17 protein-coding genes are annotated in these 18,865 nt (G+C 61.6%); 5 read left to right on the forward strand and 12 right to left on the reverse strand.

The genetic code is table 11. The features are described 5' to 3' along the window. Nucleotide 1 precedes the first annotated feature (1 nt). The 3 genes from ACHEXL_RS02710 to ACHEXL_RS02720 are packed head-to-tail and all read right to left on the reverse strand — an operon-like array spanning nt 2 to nt 827. Nucleotides 2-328 carry an urease subunit beta gene (locus ACHEXL_RS02710; protein WP_416560512.1) on the reverse strand — a complete coding sequence of 109 codons (327 nt, stop codon included), beginning with the start codon at nt 326-328 and terminating at the stop codon, nt 2-4. Nucleotides 329-335: 7 nt separating this feature from the next. Beyond that, the gene (locus tag ACHEXL_RS02715; protein ID WP_416560513.1) at nt 336-506 is read right to left on the reverse strand and encodes a hypothetical protein; all 171 of its coding nucleotides are present in this window, start codon (nt 504-506) and stop codon (nt 336-338) included. An 18-nt stretch (nt 507-524) separates the two neighbouring features. Then, the gene (locus ACHEXL_RS02720) at nt 525-827 is read right to left on the reverse strand and encodes an urease subunit gamma (protein ID WP_416560514.1); all 303 of its coding nucleotides are present in this window, start codon (nt 825-827) and stop codon (nt 525-527) included. A gap of 227 nt (nt 828-1,054) precedes the next feature. Between ACHEXL_RS02720 and urtA the strand changes: the two genes are divergently transcribed. From urtA to urtE, 5 genes are all read left to right on the forward strand, one after another. Next, nucleotides 1,055-2,332 (forward strand): urea ABC transporter substrate-binding protein, encoded by a 1,278-nt coding sequence (gene urtA / locus ACHEXL_RS02725; protein WP_416561298.1) that lies wholly within the window; start codon nt 1,055-1,057, stop codon nt 2,330-2,332. 104 nt (nt 2,333-2,436) lie between these two features. Further along, on the forward strand, nt 2,437-4,020 hold the full coding sequence (gene urtB / locus ACHEXL_RS02730; RefSeq protein WP_416561299.1) for an urea ABC transporter permease subunit UrtB: 1,584 nt from the start codon (nt 2,437-2,439) through the stop codon (nt 4,018-4,020). 8 nt (nt 4,021-4,028) lie between these two features. Next, nucleotides 4,029-5,141: an urea ABC transporter permease subunit UrtC gene (urtC, locus tag ACHEXL_RS02735; RefSeq protein ID WP_416560515.1), complete on the forward strand. Its 1,113-nt coding sequence runs from the start codon at nt 4,029-4,031 to the stop codon at nt 5,139-5,141. Next, nucleotides 5,138-6,013: an urea ABC transporter ATP-binding protein UrtD gene (gene urtD, locus ACHEXL_RS02740; RefSeq protein WP_416560516.1), complete on the forward strand. Its 876-nt coding sequence runs from the start codon at nt 5,138-5,140 to the stop codon at nt 6,011-6,013. Before urtC ends, urtD begins: the two co-directional genes overlap by 4 nt. Before the next feature lie 2 nt (nt 6,014-6,015). Then, complete coding sequence (urtE, locus tag ACHEXL_RS02745) at nt 6,016-6,720, forward strand: urea ABC transporter ATP-binding subunit UrtE (protein WP_416560517.1); 705 nt, start codon at nt 6,016-6,018, stop codon at nt 6,718-6,720. Nucleotides 6,721-6,854: 134 nt separating this feature from the next. Here urtE and ACHEXL_RS02750 read toward each other — a convergent pair whose 3' ends face one another. From ACHEXL_RS02750 to uraD, 9 genes are all read right to left on the reverse strand, one after another. Further along, nucleotides 6,855-7,685 carry an urease accessory protein UreD gene (locus tag ACHEXL_RS02750; protein WP_416560518.1) on the reverse strand — a complete coding sequence of 277 codons (831 nt, stop codon included), beginning with the start codon at nt 7,683-7,685 and terminating at the stop codon, nt 6,855-6,857. Nucleotides 7,686-7,704: 19 nt separating this feature from the next. Continuing rightward, nucleotides 7,705-8,472, reverse strand: a complete 768-nt coding sequence (locus ACHEXL_RS02755) for an ABC transporter permease (RefSeq protein WP_108428342.1) — start codon at nt 8,470-8,472, stop codon at nt 7,705-7,707. Nucleotides 8,473-8,486: 14 nt separating this feature from the next. Next, nucleotides 8,487-9,305 (reverse strand): ABC transporter ATP-binding protein, encoded by an 819-nt coding sequence (locus tag ACHEXL_RS02760; protein ID WP_416560519.1) that lies wholly within the window; start codon nt 9,303-9,305, stop codon nt 8,487-8,489. A 155-nt stretch (nt 9,306-9,460) separates the two neighbouring features. Then, nucleotides 9,461-10,495, reverse strand: coding sequence for an ABC transporter substrate-binding protein (locus tag ACHEXL_RS02765; protein ID WP_416560520.1), 1,035 nt, complete (start codon nt 10,493-10,495; stop codon nt 9,461-9,463). Nucleotides 10,496-10,743: 248 nt separating this feature from the next. After that, nucleotides 10,744-13,041: an NADP-dependent malic enzyme gene (locus tag ACHEXL_RS02770; protein WP_416560521.1), complete on the reverse strand. Its 2,298-nt coding sequence runs from the start codon at nt 13,039-13,041 to the stop codon at nt 10,744-10,746. A 194-nt stretch (nt 13,042-13,235) separates the two neighbouring features. After that, a complete protein-coding gene (locus tag ACHEXL_RS02775; protein WP_416560522.1) occupies nt 13,236-14,717 on the reverse strand; it encodes a nucleobase:cation symporter-2 family protein in 1,482 nt (493 codons plus the stop codon). 193 nt (nt 14,718-14,910) lie between these two features. After that, nucleotides 14,911-15,753: a phytanoyl-CoA dioxygenase family protein gene (locus ACHEXL_RS02780; RefSeq protein ID WP_416560523.1), complete on the reverse strand. Its 843-nt coding sequence runs from the start codon at nt 15,751-15,753 to the stop codon at nt 14,911-14,913. A gap of 2 nt (nt 15,754-15,755) precedes the next feature. Further along, the gene (locus tag ACHEXL_RS02785; protein ID WP_416560524.1) at nt 15,756-17,021 is read right to left on the reverse strand and encodes a M20 family metallopeptidase; all 1,266 of its coding nucleotides are present in this window, start codon (nt 17,019-17,021) and stop codon (nt 15,756-15,758) included. Next, nucleotides 17,018-18,793 carry a 2-oxo-4-hydroxy-4-carboxy-5-ureidoimidazoline decarboxylase gene (gene uraD / locus ACHEXL_RS02790; RefSeq protein WP_416560525.1) on the reverse strand — a complete coding sequence of 592 codons (1,776 nt, stop codon included), beginning with the start codon at nt 18,791-18,793 and terminating at the stop codon, nt 17,018-17,020. The genes ACHEXL_RS02785 and uraD overlap by 4 nt, the downstream gene beginning before the upstream one ends. Nucleotides 18,794-18,865 lie beyond the last annotated feature (72 nt).

Consider the following 18,865-nt stretch of genomic DNA (forward strand, 5'->3'; position numbering starts at 1 on the left):
GTCAGTCTGCTTTCTTGGCGTTGTCGAGCGGGCCTTGGGTCAGACCCCGAAACCCATACACCACGCGATTTCCCGCATAGTCCACCAGCTCCACCGTGCGTTGCTGGCCGGGCTCAAAACGCACGGCGGTGCCCGAGGCGATGTTCAGGCGCATGCCACGCGCGGCGTCGCGGTCAAAGCGCAGGCCGGCGTTGGTCTCGGCAAAGTGGTAGTGCGAGCCCACTTGAATGGGGCGGTCGCTTGCGTTTTGCACCACCAGGGTGCAGGTGCGGCGGCCCACGTTCAGCGCATGCTGACCGGGGTCAATCAAAAGTTCTCCGGGGGTCATGCGGGCCTCACTTTTTGCCAAAGTAAACAGCCACCGCTACCAAGGCGGCTGCAAGCATGAAACCCATTGCGTCGGTGGCGTGCCAATGTGTACCGTCCAGGGCGTGGCCCTCGTGTGCAATGGCGTTGTGTTTGAACTGAATCAAGGCCAAAGCGAGTGTGAGCGTGATTTTTTTCATGTGCTGTCCTGTGGATCATCAAACAATGGGTTGGTGCACGGTCACCAATTTGGTGCCATCTGGAAAAGTGGCTTCGACCTGGATGTCCGGGATCATTTCGGCAATCCCGTCCATCACATCGGCTCGTGTCAAAACGTTGCGGCCTTCACTCATGAGTTGGGCCACAGTCTTGCCGTCGCGTGCGCCTTCCATCACAGCGGCGCTGATCAGAGCGATGGCTTCGGGGTAGTTCAGCTTCAGGCCTCGGGCCTTGCGGCGCTCGGCCAAAAGGCCGGCTGTGAAGATCAGCAGTTTGTCTTTTTCGCGGGGAGTGAGTTCCATATTGGTGCGTGCATTCGCTCGATGGTGCAGATGCCCAAAGCGGTGCAAATAACGTGCCTGCCGGGGGCGCTTGCAGGCAGAAGGTGTCTTGCACTCGTATGCAGGCCTGCTCTCTTGTGGTGCGCGGAAGATTCAATGGGCTGGCACGGTGATTGCAAGTGATGTTGCAGCGCAGCAATCCTGCGTCTGTTTGAACAACCTACTTTCCTGATTGGAGTGATCTCATGATGAACCGCCGTGGCAACCTCAAAGCCCTTGCGACCGCAGCTGCCCTCGTGGCAGGCAGCCTGAGCTTTGCAACCCAAGCCCAAGCGCAAGCGGGCAACACCATCAAAGTCGGCGTGCTGCACAGCTTGTCGGGCACCATGGCGATTTCAGAGACGGTGCTCAAAGACACGGTGCTGATGGCCATTGACGAGATCAACGCCAAGGGCGGTGTGCTCGGCAAGAAGCTTGAGCCTGTGATCGTTGACCCCGCCTCCAACTGGCCCTTGTTCGCCGAGAAAACCAAACAGCTGCTCGGTCAGGACAAGGTCTCGGTGATCTTCGGTTGCTGGACATCGGTCTCACGCAAATCGGTGTTGCCGGTGGTCGAAGAAATGAACGGCTTGCTGTTCTACCCCGTGCAGTACGAAGGTGAAGAACTGTCCAAGAACGTGTTTTACACAGGCGCTGCACCCAACCAGCAAGCCATTCCCGCAGTGGATTACCTGATGAGCAAAGACGGCGGCTCGGCCAAGCGTTGGGTCTTGTTGGGCACCGACTATGTGTACCCCCGCACCACCAACAAAATCTTGCGTGCTTATCTGAAAAGCAAGGGCGTGAAAGACAGCGACATCGACGAGAAGTACACCCCGTTTGGCCACAGCGATTACCAGACCATCGTGGCTGACATCAAGAAGTTCAGTGCCGGTGGCAAGACCGCGGTGGTGTCTACCATCAACGGTGACTCCAACGTGCCTTTCTACAAGGAACTGGGCAATGCAGGTCTGAAGGCCAAAGACGTGCCTGTGGTGGCTTTCTCGGTGGGTGAAGAAGAGTTGCGCGGCGTGGACACCAAGCCGCTGGTCGGCCATCTGGCCGCATGGAACTATTTCATGAGCATCAAGAACCCGGCCAATGACGAGTTCACCAAGAAGTGGGCCGCGTATGCCAAGGCCAAAAACATCGCGGGTCACAAAGACAAGCCGTTGACCAACGATCCGATGGAAGCCACTTACATCGGCATCAACATGTGGAAGCAGGCGGTGGAGAAAGCCAAGTCCACCGACACCGACAAAGTGATCGCCGCCATGGCCGGTCAGACCTTCAAGGCACCGAGCGGCATCACCAGCAAGATGGACGAGAAAAACCACCATCTGCACAAGTCGGTGTTCATCGGCGAGATCAAGGCCGACGGCCAGTTCAACGTGGTGTGGAAAACACCCGGCCCCGTCAAGGCCAAGCCATGGAGCCCCTTCATCGAAGGCAATGACAAGAAGCCTGACGAGCCCGTCAAGAAGTGATCGTTTGAAAGCGTGAATCCTTGACGGAGCGCTAGCGCCGACCTGCGAGGTGAACTTGCAGGTCGGCAGCTTCAGCCCCGACATGAATCCAAGAAATGAGCAAGATGAAAAGATGGATGGTGAAAGGCGCGTTGATCGCCAGTGCGGTGTGGGGCCTGTCGGTCGCGCAAGCTTTGACGATGGACGAAGCCAGAGGCATCGCCGTGGGGGAAAGCGATGCGCGCGTCGAGGCGCTGGCCCAAGCCGTGAGCCAAGGGGATGAAAAAACCGCCGCCTATCTGCAGGCGCTGGCCGATGATGTGGTCAAAATCACCAACGGGCAGGTGCTGGTGGTGCGCGATGGGCAAGGCCAGGACCCGGTGACCGGACAAGCGGTGACCGTGCCCGCCGATGCGGAAGATGTGATGTTGAACAACCGCCTGCGTGGCGAGATTGACACGGCCCTGGCGGCCTTGAAGTTGTTCAGCCCGGATGTGAAAGTGCGCAGGCAAGCGGCCCTGTCGCTGCTCAAAGAGCCCGACGCCAGCCGCAGGCCTTTGCTCGACAAAGCCCTGGCTGCCGAGCAAGACGCCACGGTGCAAAGCCTGGTACGTCAGGCCCGTGCCGCTGCCATGTTGGGCAGTGAGGCAGCCACTGACCGGTTGATGGCAGCGCGTGAACTGGCCGACAGCCAGCAACCGGAAATCCTGTTGTTGTTGAACCAGCAGCTAGCCAATGAACAAGATCTGGCCGTGAAAAAGCAGATTCAGACTTCGCTGGCCAAGGTGCAGGACAGCCTGCGCTGGGGCGAGCGTCTAGGCACCTTGTTCACCGGGGCCAGCCTGGGTTCGATTTTGTTGCTGGTGGCGCTCGGCCTGGCCATCACTTACGGTCTGATGGGCGTGATCAACATGGCCCATGGCGAACTGATGATGATTGGTGCTTATGCCACCTATGTGGTGCAAGCTTTGTTCCGCGAACATTTACCGGGCGTGTTTGACGCTTATCTGCTGGTGGCGATTCCGGTGGCCTTCATCACCTCGGCCTTGGTGGGTGCGGTGATGGAGCGCACGGTGCTCCAGCATTTGTATGGCCGCCCGCTGGAAACCCTGTTGGCGACCTGGGGCATCAGTCTGGTGCTGATGCAAGGTGTGCGCAGCCTGTTTGGTGCACAAAACGTGGGCGTGGAAAACCCCTCGTGGATGAGCGGCTCGCTGCAGCTGCTGCCCAATTTGCAATTGCCCTGGAACCGCGTGCTCATCATTGTGTTTGCCGCAGCGGTGCTGATCGGGATGGCGCTGCTGATTGGTAAAACACGTCTGGGTTTGTTTGTGCGCGGTGTGACGCAAAACCGCCCCATGGCCTCTTGCATGGGCGTCAACACCGCCCGCATCGACACCTATGCGTTTGCGCTCGGCTCGGGCATTGCGGGGCTGGCCGGTTGCGCGCTCAGTCAAGTGGGCAATGTGGGGCCTGATCTGGGGCAGAGTTACATCGTGGACTCGTTCATGGTGGTGGTGCTGGGCGGTGTGGGCCAGCTGGCGGGCACCGTGTACGCTGCATTGGGCCTGGGCCTGGCCAACAAATTGCTGGAGGGCTGGACCGGTGCGGTGCTGGCCAAGATCGCCGTGTTGGTGTTCATCATCGTCTTCATCCAGAAGCGGCCGCAAGGCATCTTCGCGATGAAGGGTCGCAGCGCAGAGGCTTGAACATGAACATGCAAAAATTTCAATTACCGGCTCACGCACCTTTGCTTGGGCGCAAAGCCTGGACCGCTTTCTTGCTGGCGCTGATCGCCGTGGGCTTTTTGGCGCCCGTGCTCAATCTGTGGGTGCCGGTGGGCAACCCCTTGCACCTGAGCGACTTTGCGGTGTCTCTGATCGGCAAGATCATGTGTTACGCCATCTGCGCGCTGGCCATGGACCTGATCTGGGGTTACACCGGCATCCTGTCGCTGGGCCATGGCCTGTTTTTCGCACTGGGTGGCTATGTCATGGGCATGTACCTGATGCGCCAGATCGGGCAGGACGGCAACTACAAAAGCCATCTGCCCGACTTCATGGTCTTCCTTGACTGGAAGGAGCTGCCTTGGCACTGGACGCTGTCGGACAGCTTTGTGGCCACGCTGCTCCTGGTGGTGCTGGTGCCGGGATTCATTGCCTTTGTGTTCGGCTATTTTGCGTTCCGCTCCCGCATCAAAGGCGTGTACTTTTCCATCATCACCCAGGCCATGACCTATGCGGCCATGCTCTTGTTCTTCCGCAACGAAACCGGCTTCGGTGGCAACAATGGGTTCACCGATTTCAAACGGATTGTGGACTTGCCGATCGCCACACCGGGCATGCGCATGGTGCTGTTTGTGTTGACCGGTTTGACGCTGCTGGGCTTCTTTTTGTTCTCGCGCTGGTTGGTGGGCAGCAAGTATGGCCGCGTGTTGATGGCCATCCGCGATGCCGAAACGCGCGTCATGTTCTCGGGCTACTCGCCACTGCCTTACAAGCTGAGTATCTGGGTCATCTCGGCTGTCATGTGTGGCATTGCAGGCGCTTTGTATGTGCCGCAGGTGGGCATCATCAACCCCGGCGAGATGAGCGCAGCCAATTCGATCGAGATGGCGGTGTGGGCGGCTGTGGGCGGGCGTGGCACGTTGATCGGGCCGATCGTCGGCGCGTTTTTGGTCAACGGTGCCAAGAGCTGGCTCACGGTGACGGCACCTGAGTTTTGGTTGTACTTTTTGGGGGCGCTGTTCATTGTGGTCACCTTGTATTTACCCAACGGGGTGATTGGAGTGTGGGCCAAGTTGCGCCACCAGAAAGGCGGTGCCGCATGACGCCCGATCTGCTCCAGCAAGGCGCCCAGCGCGTGGCGCAACATGCGCAATACCTGAGCGAGTCGACCGAATCGGGTGGGCGCGATGCGGGTTACGGCCGTGTGCTGCACGATCGCCATGAAGTGGATGTGAGCCATGGCCGCATCCTGTACCTGGAAGACGTGAGCGTGAGCTTTGACGGCTTCAAGGCCATCAACAAGCTGTCGCTCGACATCGCACCCGGCGAGTTGCGCTGCATCATTGGCCCCAACGGCGCGGGTAAGACCACCATGATGGACATCATCACTGGCAAGACCCGTCCAGACGAAGGCACCGTGTTCTTTGGCAGCACCATCGACCTGCTGCGCCACAACGAGCCCGAGATCGCCCAGCTGGGCATTGGCCGCAAGTTCCAGAAGCCCACGGTGTTCGAGCACCTCACGGTGTTTGAAAACCTGGAACTGGCTCTGAAGACGAACAAGGGCGTGAAAGCCTCGATGTTCTTCAAACTCGATTCACGCCAGAGCGATCGCCTGGCCGAAGTGCTGCACACCATTCACTTGGCTGAAAGCGTCACCAAGCAGGCGGGCTTGCTCAGCCACGGCCAAAAGCAGTGGCTGGAAATCGGCATGTTGCTGATGCAAGACCCGAAACTGCTCTTGCTGGACGAACCGGTGGCCGGCATGACCGACCACGAGACCGAACGCACCGCCGAGCTGTTCCTCACCCTCAAAGGCAAGCACTCGCTGATGGTGGTGGAGCACGACATGGGCTTCATCCGCACCATCTCGGACATCGTCACCGTGCTGTGCGACGGCTCGGTGCTGGCTCAGGGCACGCTCGATCAGGTCCAGGCCGATGAGCGGGTGATCGAGGTTTATTTGGGACGCTGAGCATGCTTGAAGTCAAAAACATCCACCAGTACTACGGCGGCTCGCACATCCTGCGCGATGTGAGCTTGAATGCAGAACAAGGGCAAGTGACGGTCTTGCTGGGCCGCAACGGCGTGGGCAAGACCACGCTGCTCAAATCGCTCATGGGCCTGGTGCCGATCAAAAACGGCAGCGTGACCCTGAATGGCCAAGACCTGACCCGTGCCAAACCCTATGAGCGCGCCGCCTCAGGCATCGGTTACGTACCCCAAGGCCGCGAAATCTTTGCCCGCCTCACGGTAGAAGATAACCTGCTCATGGGCTTGGCCACACAGCCAGGTGGCACGCCAATTCCGCACGAGTTGTTTGAGCTGTTTCCGGTGCTCAAGCAGATGCTGCATCGCCGAGGTGGCGATTTGTCAGGCGGCCAGCAACAGCAACTGGCCATTGCCCGTGCGCTGGCGGCCAAGCCACGTTTGCTGATCCTGGACGAGCCCACCGAAGGCATCCAGCCCAGCATCATCAAAGACATCGGCCGCGTGATCCGCCAGCTGGCCGATGTGGGCCTGCAAGGCCAGCGCATGGCGGTGTTGCTGTGCGAGCAGTACTATGACTTTGCTGAAGAGCTGGCAGACCAGTATGTAGTGATGGAGCGCGGCGAAGTTATTGCGCGCGGGCCGGGCAGCGAGATGAAGGCGAAGAATATCCAGCAGTTGGTGGCGATTTGATCTGAGCGAGTTATGTCTTTGCAAGCGAGGCCCGGCAATCTTTACAGTGAAACAAGTGCGGCCATTTATGGATCGCTTCGTTCCTTGCGATGACGTTCACTTTGTCATTGCGAGCGAAGCGCGGCAATCCTTCGTCATAAATGCCACGACCGCGGCACCGCCCCCGGCAATCCCCACATCTCATGCCGCCAGGCCGCCCACACTTGCCGCAGCAGTTGCATCGCAGGCTCGGTGACTGGCGACAGCATCCGTAGCACGATGACCTGCTGGTGCGGGGAGGTGGCACCCGCGCTGAGGCGCAGCTCAGACGCTTCGAGCAAATCACGCGCACAGGCGAGGGCCCGTTCGCTGCGCTCGCCCGCAATCGCGCTGCCTGTCGCAAACACCAGCGTGGCCATGCAGCGTTGACCAGCCAGGCCCAATGGGCTGTCCATCAATCGGGTGTCTGTGGCGCTGATGGTGCCGCGCTCCAGCCACACACCGGGTATTTCCATGTGCTGGCGGAATGTGCCTTGGGCAAATGGCAGGTCGGCCGCGGGCAGGCCCAGCGCCGTGATGTCCCAGGTCATCATTTCGGCCCCGGGTGACAGCTCAAACACGGCGCGGTTCAGGCCATCGCAGCCGTTGTAGGCAATCGCCTCCAAAGGCAACCATTCGAGCCGTGCACCAGACGCCAAACGCGCATGCACTTGTTGCGTGGCCAGCCCGGCTTCAGACCGGTAAAAGCGCGTGGCACCGGGCGTGGTGACCAAACCGTGGGCACCTTCACCCACGGTGACGTGCATGTCGAGTGTGTCACCACCCACCAGGCCGCTGGGCGGGTGCACCAGCACGTTGTGGCAGACCGCATCGCCTTCGGGGTAGAGGCTTTGCAGGACGCGCAGCGGCCCGTTGTGCAGGTAGCGGGCTACGCTGCGATCAGATTCGCGCGTGTAGTCCAGCTGCAGGCTGGCGAGCCAGCTCATGCCCTCACTCGCAAGGCGTTCATTCGCCCTGCGAGCCGCGGTGTGCCCAACCGGTGGTGTGCTTTTCGATGGCGCTGAACAGCTCGTACATGATCATGGCCATCGCACCCACCACGACCAGACCGGAAAATGCCAGACCCATTTGCATGGCCGAGCCGGCCGAGATCAGCAGGTAGCCAATGCCTTCGTTCGAGGCCGTCATCTCGGACACGGTGGTGCCCACAAAGGCCAGCGTGATGGCGACTTTGAGCGAGCCATAAAAGTAAGGCATGGAGCGGGGCAGGCCCACTTTGACCAGCACGTCCCAGCGCTTGGCGCCCAGCACGCGCAGCACGTCTTCGAGCTCGGGCTCCAGTGTGGCCAGGCCTGTGGCGATGTTGACCATGATGGGGAAGAAGCTGATGAGGAAGGCCGTGAGGATGGCCGGGCCAATGCCGATGCCGAACCACACCACCAGAATCGGCACAAAGGCTGCTTTGGGCAGGGCGTTGAAGGCGGTCATGAGCGGGTACACGGCGGCATAGGCCAGGCGCGAGCTGCCGATGATGAAGCCCAGCAACACGCCCACCACGATGGCGATGCCAAAGCCCACCATGGTCACCCAGAAGGTGCGCCAGGCGTGACCGGCGATCACGTCCTTGAATTCGATGGTTTGCTGCGCGATGCGCGAGGGGCTGGGGAAGACGAATTCCGACACGTTGAAGGCGCGGCACAGTCCCTCCCAGATCAGGATGCTCAGCACCAGCAGGGCCCAGGGTGCCCAGCGTTCGAGGGTTTTGTTGTTCATGAATGGGCTCCCGCTCATTGGTTGATCGCTGCACCGGTCTTGCGCATGGCACCGATGTGGCCGCGCAACTCGTGCACGATGTTGGTGAATTCGGGGGTGTAGGTGATTTCCAGGTCACGCGGGCGCGGCAGGTCGATCTCGCGCTTGACCACAAAGCGGCCGGGGCTCTTGCTCATCACGTACACCGTGTCGGCCAAAAACACCGATTCGCGCAGGTCGTGCGTGACCAAAATGACGTTGAACTTTTGCTCGGTCCACAGGTCGCGCAAGATGCACCAGAGTTCTTCACGCGTGAAGGCGTCCAGCGCACCGAAGGGCTCGTCCAGCAAGAGCATCTTGGGCTCGTGGATCAGGGCGCGGCAGATGCTGGCGCGTTGCTGCATGCCACCCGACAGTTGCCAGGGGAATTTGTCTTCGTAACCGCCCAGGCCCACCGTGTTCAGCAGCTTGCGGGCGCGTTCCACGTATTCGGCCTTTTTTTGCTTGAAGTTGGCGCGGTAGGGCTCCACGATTTCCAGCGGCAGCAGCACGTTGTCGAGCGTGGTGCGCCACGGCAAGAGCGAAGAGGCCTGAAACGCCATGCCACTGATCTTGAGTGGGCCGGTCACAGGCTGGCCGTCGACCAGGATGCGGCCTTTGCTGGGCATTTTCAGGCCGGTGGTCAGCTTCATGAAGGTGGATTTGCCGCAGCCCGAAGGGCCCACGATGGCGATGAATTCGCCTTGCCTGACCTGCAGGTTGATGTCTTCCACCGCGAAGTGGTTTTGCGCCAGCAACTCGTCGTTGTAGGCCAGCCAGACATTCTGGAAATCAACGAATGCGTCTTGGGACATGGTGTGACTTTGAAATGGTGTTCGAGCGTGTATACACGTGCGGCTTGGCAAAAGCCCACTGACGCGTTGCACACCCCAGTGGGCTCACAGCGCCGAGTGCAAAACGCTCAGCGCCGAAAGCTTCCGGCCGCACAGGGCCGCCGGAAGCTGTGGCCTTACTTCTTGGGCTTGGGCAGGATGTCCAGCTCTTTGGCGGTGGGCAGGAACGAGCCGTTCCAGATGTCTTCGGACTTGACGCGGGTCTTGGTGTTGAAGGCGTCCGACACTTGCGAGGCCATCAGTGTCATGCGGGGGCCGTTGATCTGGCCAAAGCCTTCGGCGCGGGCCGAGGGGCTGTTGATCACGGTGTCGATGGCCAGCTGCAGGCGGCGGGTTTCCAGCGCCACGTTGATGATGCCGTCGCGGGCCTTGACCGATTCAATGGCTTTGGCCGGGTCAGCGATGACTTCTTTGGCGCCCTTGGTGAAAGCGCTCAGGAAGGCTTTCACGGCGGCGGGGTTTTCCTTCAGGATCTTGGGCGAGGCGATGATGGCGTTGCCATACAGCTTGACGCCAAAGTCGGGGTACTGCATGACCACCACGTCTTCGGCTTTCACGCCACGTGCTTCGATGTTGAGCAGCGAGGTGAAGGTGAAGCCGGTGATGGCGTCCACGTCACCGCGCACCAGCATGGTCTCGCGCAGAGGTGGGTCCATGGCGGTCCAGGCTACATTGCCAATGCCGTTGGCTTTCTGGAAGATGGGGAAAGCGCGGCGGCCTGCGTCAAACACGGGCGCGCCCATTTTTTTGCCAGCCAAGTCGGCGGGAGTCTTGATGCCGGACTTCTTCAGCGCCATGACCGAGGCAGGCGTGTTGTTGTAGACCATCATGATGGCCACCGGCTTGTTGGGCGCATCGGGGTTGTTGGCGTGGAACTCCATCAGGGCGGCCAGATCGGCAAAGCCCAGGTCGTAAGTGCCCGAAGCCACGCGGGTCACAGCGCCACCCGAGCCGTTGCCCGAGTCCACCGTCACGTCGAGTTTGGCGTCCTTGAAGTAGCCCTTGGCCGCAGGCAGCAAGAAGAAAGCCGATGGACCCTCAAAGCGCCAGTCGAGTTGGAACTTGATGGGGGTGCTTTGGGCTTGTGCCAAACCAAAAGAGGCAACAGCAGCCAATGCGGCCGTGGCCTTGAGTAAGAAACGCTTGTTCATGGGTGGGCTCCAGGGTCAATAAACGGTGAATCTTGTCTAGCAAATTCGGTGCCATTATCGACCATGGCGCTGACGGGCCGTGTCAGGTCCATCCCCTAGAAATCCCCACTTTTGGTGCCTCTCGGACCGGCTGAGCGCACCAAAGTGAGGCATTTTGTTGAGGCTGAATCAGTTTGCACGCTTGCCACACCAGTTGGGTGACCCAGCGGTGGGGCGACGCATGCCTCAAAAGCACTTGGGCATGTGCATCAATGGTGCGCTTGCGCCACCGCCAAGGCGGTCATGTTCAGCACCCGGCGCACGGTGGCTGCAGGCGTCAGGATGTGCGCCGTGGCGGCCGTGCCCATCAGGATCGGGCCCACCGTGACGCCGCCGCTGGTGGTGGTCTTCATCACGTTGTACAAAATGTTGGCCGCATCCAGGTTGGGGCAGACCAGCAGGTTGGCCGAGCCGGTGAGGCTGCTGTCTTCCAGGTAGGCGCTGCGGATCTCGGGCTGCAGGGCCGCGTCGCCGTGCAGCTCGCCATCGCACTCGATGTCGGGGTGCTGCGCCACGAACAGGTCACGCGCCAGGCGCATCTTGCGGGCGGAGGCCCGCTTGGACGAGCCGTAGCTCGAATGCGAAAGGAAAGCCACCTTGGGCACAATGCCAAAGCGTTGCACTTCCTGGGCGGCCATCCAGGCGATCTCGGCCAGTTGCTCGGCGCTGGGGTCTTCCTGCACATAGGTGTCGGTGATGAACAGCGGCCCCTGGTTGGTCATGAGCGCGTTCACCGCGGCGTAGTTGCCCACGCCCGCCCGCTTGCCCAGAATGGAGTCGATGCGCTCCAGATGCGTCATGTAGGTACCGGCCAGGCCGCAAATCATCGCGTCGGCATCGCCCAGCGAGACCATGAGCGAGCCGATGATGGTGTTGGAGCGGCGCACCGCCGCCTTGGCCACGGCAGGCGTGGCGCCGTTGCGCTTCATCAGCTGGTGGTAGTGCTCCCAGTATTGGCGGAAACGTGGATCGTCTTCGGGGTTGACGTTGTCCACGTCCACGCCCAGGCGCATGCGCAGCCCGGCTTTTTCGATGCGGGCAGCGATCACACCGGGGCGGCCGATCAGGATCGGGTGGGCCAGCTTGTCGTCAATGGCCATCTGGGCGGCGCGCAGAGCGCGTTCGTCTTCACCGTCGGCATAGGCCACGCGCTTGGCGCCTTGGGGCACGGCCTTGGCGGCGTTGAAGATGGGGCGCATCAGGATGCCGGTTTGCGTCACAAAGCTTTGCAGCTGCTGGCGGTAGGCGTCCATGTCGGTGATCGGGCGCGTGGCCACGCCCGATTCGGCGGCGGCCTGGGCCACGGCGGGGGCGATGCGCAGGATCAGGCGCGAGTCAAACGGCGTGGGGATCAGGTAGTCGCGGCCAAAAGACAGCTCCTTGCCTGCGTATGCGCTGGCCACTTCTTCGCTGATGTCGGCCTTGGCCAGGTCGGCAATCTGGCGCACGCAGGCGAGCTTCATGGCTTCGGTGATCTTGGTCGCGCCGCAGTCCAGGGCCCCCCGGAAGATGTAGGGGAAGCACAGCACGTTGTTGACCTGGTTCGGATAGTCCGAGCGGCCGGTGGCGATGATGCAGTCCGGGCGGGCGGCCTTGGCCAGCTCGGGGCGGATCTCAGGCTCGGGGTTAGCCAGGGCCAGGATCACCGGGTCACGGGCCATGGTCTTGAGCATGTCCACCGTCATCACGCCGGGGGCCGAGCAGCCCAGGAACACGTCGGCCCCGTTGACCGCATCGGCCAGGCTGCGGGCCTCGGTCTTTTGCGCGTAGCGGGCTTTGGACTCGTCGTAACCACCAGGGCGGCCTTCGTAGATCACGCCTTTGGAGTCGCACACGTAAATGTTCTTGGTCTTCACGCCCAGGCCCACCATCACGTCCAGGCACGCGATGGCGGCTGCGCCCGCACCCGAGACGGCCAACTTGATGCTGCCGATGTCCTTGCCCACCAGCTCCAGGCCGTTGAGCATGGCGGCCGAGGCGATGATGGCCGTGCCGTGCTGGTCGTCGTGGAAAACCGGGATGTTCATGCGCTCGCGCAGCTTCTTCTCGATGTAGAAGCACTCGGGCGCCTTGATGTCTTCGAGGTTGATACCGCCCAGAGTGGGCTCCATGGCCGCGATGATCTCGACCAGCTTGTCCGGGTCGCGCTCGGCCAGCTCGATGTCGAACACGTCAATGCCCGCGAACTTCTTGAACAGGCAACCCTTGCCCTCCATCACGGGCTTGGCCGCCAGCGGGCCGATGTCGCCCAGGCCCAGCACAGCGGTGCCGTTGGTGATCACCGCCACCAGGTTGCCGCGCGATGTGAATTCGGCCGCTTTGGACGGGTCGGCTTCGATGTCCAGGCAGGGATAAGCCACGCCAGGCGAATAGGCCAGCGACAGGTCGCGCTGGTTGGACAGGGGTTTGGTCGGGTTGACCGAGACCTTGCCGCGCGTGGGAAAGCGGTGGTAATCGCGGGCGGCATCGCGCAGGGCTTCTTCGGCGGGGGAGAGTTTTTGGCTCATTGTTCTTGTCTCGTGAGGTCAAATGAAAAAAGGTTTGCTTTAAAAGCGTAACCTATTTGAGCGTCGTATCGGGCTGTGGATTACCTGCATAAAAAGCAAAAAGCCAAGCACCGGGCTTGGCTTTTCTGGCAGTCATGTGTGCTTCGCAACACAGACGGGCACATTCGTCTGGCTCGGGCGGGCCGTCTTCGTGGTCAGTGCGAGTCGGCGTGTTTGGCCGCTTCAACCGCCTCGCTGCTGTCGCCCTTTGAGCCGTTGAAATACAGGTTCAACACCACGGCGCTGATGGAGGCCAGCAAGATGCCCGACTCGATCAGCGGGTGGATGCTGTGCGGCATCCACTGCAGGTAGCGTGGCGCAATCAGCGGGATCATGCCAAAGCCGATCGAGATGGCCACGATGAACAGGTTGTTGCGGTTGCCCTTGTAGTCCACAGTGGACAGAATCCGGATACCGGTGGCGGCCACCATGCCGAACATCACCAGGCCCGCACCGCCGAGCACAAAGGTGGGTAGCGACTCGACCAAGGCCGCCATTTTGGGCAACAGCCCCAGCACGATCAGGATCACGCCGCCTGCCACGCAGACGAAACGGCTTTTCACGCCCGTCACGCCCACCAGACCCACGTTTTGCGAGAAGCTGGTGTAGGGGAAGGTGTTGAAAATGCCGCCGATCAGCGTGCCCAGACCGTCGGTGCGCAGACCGGCCGTCAGCATTTTCTGATCGACTTTTTTGCCGGTCAGATCGCCCAAGGCGAGAAACATGCCGGTCGACTCGATCATCACCACGATCATCACCAGGGTCATGGTCAGGATCAGGATCGGATCAAAGATGGGCGTGGCAATTTCAAAGGGCAACACCAGATCGAACCAGCCGGCTTTGCCCACTTTTTCGAAGCTCATGAGGCCAGCAGCCGTAGCCACCACGCCGCCGACCACGATGCCCAGCAGCACCGAAATATTGGCCAAAAAGCCACGGGCGTACTTGGCAATCAGCAAGATGGACACCAACACAATGGCGGCGATGCCGATGTGCGACAGCTGCGCGTACTTGGGGTTGGGCACCGAGCCGACGATGTTCATGCCGGCAGGCACCGGGGGCACTGCACCCGTGCTGGCCGCTTGTTTGGCCGCATCGAGCCAGGCCAGGTGTTCCGGGTTGGGGATGCTGGGGGCTGTGGGGCCGAAGGGGTTGCCAAAAATCCAGTTGATGCCCACGCGCATCAAGCTGATGCCGATGACGGCAATGATGGTGCCGGTCACGACAGGCGGGAAAAACCGCAGCATACGGCTCACAATCGGCGCAATCAAGATCGATATCACCCCCGCGCCAATGATGGCGCCAAAGATCAGCCCCGCGCCTTGAACGCCCGGGTTGTTGTTGGCCATGGCGACCATGGGGGCCACGGACGCAAAGGTCACGCCCATCATCACGGGGAGCTTGATGCCAAACCACTGCGTGGCGCCGAGTGACTGGATCAGGGTGACCAGACCGCAGCAAAACAGGTCGGCCGAAATCAGCATCGCCACTTGCTCGGGGCTCAGCTTGAGGGCGCGGCCAACGATCAGGGGCACCGCCACCGCGCCGGCATACATCACCAGCACATGTTGCAGGCCCAATGCGGCGAGCTTGCCATTGGGCAATTTCTCGTCCACGGGGTGGATGGTTGAACTCATGGAGAGGTCTCCTGGAAAGTAAACAGAGGGGAAAACCGCAAAGAAACTAGATGTGTGCTTCTTTGTGTTCCAAACTGTATACAAAATAAGAGGCGGTGTGATGCGTGAAAACCCTGTCTTTGTCCAGGCTCAGTCCCGTGCCCCCAATCCTATGTTCGGGGAAAGTCGCCGAAAAGATTTCAGCCAGGGGGCCTCAAACCGCCATCAAAGGAAACAGCGCATGGTCCATTGGTACCCCGGCGGGCAGTTCCTGGTCCAGCCCGGGGAAGGGCGGCGAGGTCACCCAAGGGCGCGGCGCGTGGGTCATGTCGTCGCCCAAAAAGCGCACCGAGTACACGCGCCTGCGCTGCGTGCCGTCCACGCCCGCTGAGGCGTGCAGGCTGAGCATGTGAAAACACACCAGATCGCCCGGCTGCAAGTCCCAGCCGAGGATCGGGAAGTCTTCGCGGTGCTTGTCGATGTCGGGCAATTCGGCCAGCGAGCCTTCGGGGAACCACTTGGCCTGGTTCGTCATGAAGGTGCGCGGCATGAGCCAGGGGCCACGGTGTGAGCCCGCGATGAACTCCAGCGTGGAAACGCGGGGCACCGGGTCCACCGGAATCCACAAACTGATGTTTTGCAGGCCGTCCACGTTGTAATAAGGCTGGTCCTGGTGCCAAGGTGTGCGCTGGCGCGTGCCGGGCTCTTTGACCAGCAAGTGGTCGTGGTACAGGCGCACCGTGGTGCTTTGCATTAGGCGCTGGGCCAGTGATGCCAGGGGCGTGTCGAAGATGAAGCGTTTGAACTGCGGGATGTCCTGCCAGTTGCAAAAGTCCTCAAAAAAGCGCCCTGGGTCGTCCGGCCGACTGGCCACCATGCCGCGTGGGCTGGGGTGGGCCAGGTTGGCCTCAATGCCGTCCCGCAGCAGGGCCACTTCTTCGGGTGTGAACAAATTGCGGATGCACACCGCGCCATCGCGTTGGTAGTCGGCCACGTCCTGGTCGGTAGTGCAGGCCTGCACGCGCTGGCGCAGGGTTTCAAGCTGCGGCGCGGTCATGTTCAGGCCAGCAAATCCAGCAAGGTCCGCGCAATCACCTTGGTCGCCCGGCGCAAGTCTTCCAGCTGCACATGCTCGTCGGCACGTTTGGCGTTGGACTCGCGCACGGTGCGGGGGCCGGCACCGTAGATCACGCCGGGGATGCCGCGCTCCACATACAGGCGCACGTCGGTGTAGAGCGGTGTGCCCAGGGCGGGGATGGCTTCGCCGAAGACCTGTTCGCCGTGTTTCTGGATGGCGCTGACCAATGGCTGGTTGCCAGGCAGGGGCTTCATGGCGTTGGCCAGCAGCATGCGGCGCACGTCCACTTGCAGGCCGTTTCCGCCGCGTGGGGGCTTGAAGCTGGCAGCGGCGTCGGCAATGGTCTGGCGGATGCTGGCTTCGACTTCTGCCGGGTTCTCTTCGGGGATCATGCGGCGGTCGAGCTTGAAGCTGACTTTGCCGGGCACCACGTTGGTGTTGGTGCCGCCTTCGATCAGGCCCACGTTCAGATAGGGGTGGCTGATGCCTTCCACCTTGGACGTGACCTTCAGGTATTGCGTGTTGAGGGCGTGCAGGGCGTTCAGGATGTGCACCGCGCCTTGCAGCGCATCGGTGCCGCTGTCGGGGATGGCGGCGTGGGCCATCTCGCCGTGCACCGTCACTTCCATTTGCAGGCAGCCGTTGTGCGCGGTAACGACTTGGTAGGAAAAGCCTGCCGCGATCATCAGGTCAGGCTTTGTGAGGCCTTTGGCCAGCAGCCAGCCCGGGCCCATTTCGCCGCCAAACTCTTCGTCGTAGGTGAAGTGCAGTTCCACGCCGCCCTTGAGCGGTGCGTTCAGCGATTCGAGGGCGCGTGTGGCAAAGGTGAAGGTGGAAAAGTCGCACTTGCTCACGGCGGTGGCGCGGCCGTACATCGCGCCGTTGTGGATTTCGCCGCCGTAAGGTGGGTAGGTCCAGCCTTCGCCGGGCGGCACCACGTCGCCGTGGGCGTTCAAGGCAATGGTTTTGCCTTCGCCGTATTTGCGGCGCACGATCAGGTTGGTGATCGACTCCAGGCCGTAGGCTTTGACTTCGGAGGCGGGTACGGGGTGCTTCTCGGCCTCAAAGCCCATGGGCGCCAGCAGTTCGGCGGTGCGCTCGGCGTGGGGGGCGTTGTTGCCGGGTGGGGTGTCGGTGGGCACCTGCACCAGCGCCTGCAGGAACTTGACCTGCTCGTCAAAGTGCGCGTCGATCCAGGCGTCGAGTTGTTGGTATTGTTGTTCGTGGTTGACGTTGGGGGCGCTCATGACAATTCCTGAGAGAGTTGGTTCAAAACATGGGTGAAGGCGTCGACGCACAGTTGCATGTCGTCGCTGGTGGTGGATTCGAGTGGGTTGTGGCTGATGCCCGCGTTTTCGCCGCGCACGAATAGCATGGCTTGTGGCATGACTTCGTGTAGCTTCATGGCGTCATGCCCTGCACCGCTGGGCAACTTGAACAGCGGCACGCCCAGGGCGCTCACGGCGCGTTCCCAGCGGGCTTGCCACTCGGGGGCGCTGGGTGCGGCGGCGGCGCTCATGGTCATTTCGGCTTTGACGCGAACACCCCGGCGCTCGGCAATTTGGTCGAGTTGCGCCATCACATCCGCCACCAGTGCGTCGCGCTGCGCATCGGTGGGGGCGCGCATGTCCAGGCTGAACAGACAGCGGCCGGGCACCACGTTGATCGAGCCATTGGGCACTTGCAGCTGGCCGATGGTGGCGACGCTGTCACCGTCTTTGGCAGCGCGTTGCTCCATGTACAGCGCCAGTTCGGCCACGGCGCAGGCAGCGTCGCGGCGGCGGTCCATGGGGGTGGTGCCCGCGTGGCTAGCGGTGCCGATCACTTCGCACAGGTAGCGCACGCTGCCGTTGATGGAGGTGACCACACCCAGCGGGATGTTCACCTCGTTGAGCACCGGGCCTTGCTCGATGTGCACTTCGACAAAGCCCAAATACTGCGCCGGGTCGCGCTGGATGTTGGGAATGTCGTCGATGTTCAAGCCCGCGTGCTGCATGGCCGCACGCATGGTGATGCCGTCGGCGTCTTGTTGGTCCAGCCATGCGGGGTTGAACTGGCCAATGAGTGCGCCCGAGCCGAGGAAGGTGGCTTTGTAGCGCTGGCCTTCTTCTTCGGCAAAGGCCACCACCTCGATGCCAAACGGCAGTCGCTTGCCCTGCTGGTGCAACTGTTGCACGCAGGCCATGGGCACAAAGATGCCCAGGCGGCCGTCGTACTTGCCGCCGTTGCGCACGGTGTCGTAGTGCGAGCCCGTTAGCAGGTATTGGCCGCCTGCGGTGGCCGGGTGGTAGCGGCCCACCACGTTGCCCACGGCGTCGGTATAGACCTCGTCAAAACCGCAGTCGCGCATGTTTTGGGTGATGCGCTGGGCGCAGGCGCGGTGCGCGTCGGTGAGGTAAGTCACCGTGAGCTGGCCCGCTTCGGCAAAGCCGGGGTCGGAGTGCTGCGCGAGTTGTTCTTGCCAGTCCCAGACCTGGTGGCCGAGTGTGGGCTCCACGCCAAACTTGTCGTTCAGCCGGATCTCGACGATGCGGTGGATGTTGCGCAGGCACTCTGCCAACTCAAAGTCGGGGTGGCCGTGCAGGCGGCGCTCAAACGCGTCGATGATCTGCTGCTTGTTCAAGCCCAGGCCACGCGGGCCGCGCACGGCCAGGATGAAGGGCCAGCCGAACTTGGCGTTGTAGTCGGCGTTGAGCTTCTGGATCTTGGCGAACTCTTCGGGCGTGCAGTCGGTCAGGCCCGCCTTGGTTTGTTCGATGGTGGACTCGGCGGTGAGCGTTTTGCTGACCATGGCCTTGCCCGCCAGCTCGGGGTGGGCACGGATCAGGCCCAGTTGCGCATCCCGCCCGGCGTGTGCCAACACTTCGCACATGGCGTGTTTCAGGTGCGCCAGCGAGGTGAAGGGGCGCTGCGCCAACGCCTGCTCGGCGATCCAAGGCGAGTGCTCGTACAGGCCGTCGAGCATCTGCGCGGCGTCTTCGCGGCTGGCGCTGTTGAGTTGTTCCAAAGTGATGGGCATGGGTGTCTCTGTGGAAGGCCGCCCCTGCGGCAGAATGTTCGAGGTGGGCATTCGGTCGCAGGGGCGACCTCC

Origin of the sequence: Limnohabitans sp. YIMB22184, from assembly GCF_048020265.1 — a bacterium.
Taxonomy (GTDB): Bacteria; Pseudomonadota; Gammaproteobacteria; order Burkholderiales; family Burkholderiaceae_C; genus Limnohabitans_A.

Bases quoted from the DNA above. Each gene is read 5' to 3' on its own strand.
- ACHEXL_RS02710 (WP_416560512.1), bottom strand. From the start codon at position 328: ATGACCCCCGGAGAACTTTTGATTGACCCCGGTCAGCATGCGCTGAAC.
- ACHEXL_RS02715 (WP_416560513.1), bottom strand. From the start codon at position 506: ATGAAAAAAATCACGCTCACACTCGCTTTGGCCTTGATTCAGTTCAAA.
- ACHEXL_RS02720 (WP_416560514.1), bottom strand. From the start codon at position 827: ATGGAACTCACTCCCCGCGAAAAAGACAAACTGCTGATCTTCACAGCC.
- urtA (WP_416561298.1), top strand. From the start codon at position 1,055: ATGAACCGCCGTGGCAACCTCAAAGCCCTTGCGACCGCAGCTGCCCTC.
- urtB (WP_416561299.1), top strand. From the start codon at position 2,437: ATGAAAAGATGGATGGTGAAAGGCGCGTTGATCGCCAGTGCGGTGTGG.
- urtC (WP_416560515.1), top strand. From the start codon at position 4,029: ATGCAAAAATTTCAATTACCGGCTCACGCACCTTTGCTTGGGCGCAAA.
- urtD (WP_416560516.1), top strand. From the start codon at position 5,138: ATGACGCCCGATCTGCTCCAGCAAGGCGCCCAGCGCGTGGCGCAACAT.
- urtE (WP_416560517.1), top strand. From the start codon at position 6,016: ATGCTTGAAGTCAAAAACATCCACCAGTACTACGGCGGCTCGCACATC.
- ACHEXL_RS02750 (WP_416560518.1), bottom strand. From the start codon at position 7,685: ATGAGCTGGCTCGCCAGCCTGCAGCTGGACTACACGCGCGAATCTGAT.
- ACHEXL_RS02755 (WP_108428342.1), bottom strand. From the start codon at position 8,472: ATGAACAACAAAACCCTCGAACGCTGGGCACCCTGGGCCCTGCTGGTG.
- ACHEXL_RS02760 (WP_416560519.1), bottom strand. From the start codon at position 9,305: ATGTCCCAAGACGCATTCGTTGATTTCCAGAATGTCTGGCTGGCCTAC.
- ACHEXL_RS02765 (WP_416560520.1), bottom strand. From the start codon at position 10,495: ATGAACAAGCGTTTCTTACTCAAGGCCACGGCCGCATTGGCTGCTGTT.
- ACHEXL_RS02770 (WP_416560521.1), bottom strand. From the start codon at position 13,041: ATGAGCCAAAAACTCTCCCCCGCCGAAGAAGCCCTGCGCGATGCCGCC.
- ACHEXL_RS02775 (WP_416560522.1), bottom strand. From the start codon at position 14,717: ATGAGTTCAACCATCCACCCCGTGGACGAGAAATTGCCCAATGGCAAG.
- ACHEXL_RS02780 (WP_416560523.1), bottom strand. From the start codon at position 15,753: ATGACCGCGCCGCAGCTTGAAACCCTGCGCCAGCGCGTGCAGGCCTGC.
- ACHEXL_RS02785 (WP_416560524.1), bottom strand. From the start codon at position 17,021: ATGAGCGCCCCCAACGTCAACCACGAACAACAATACCAACAACTCGAC.
- uraD (WP_416560525.1), bottom strand. From the start codon at position 18,793: ATGCCCATCACTTTGGAACAACTCAACAGCGCCAGCCGCGAAGACGCC.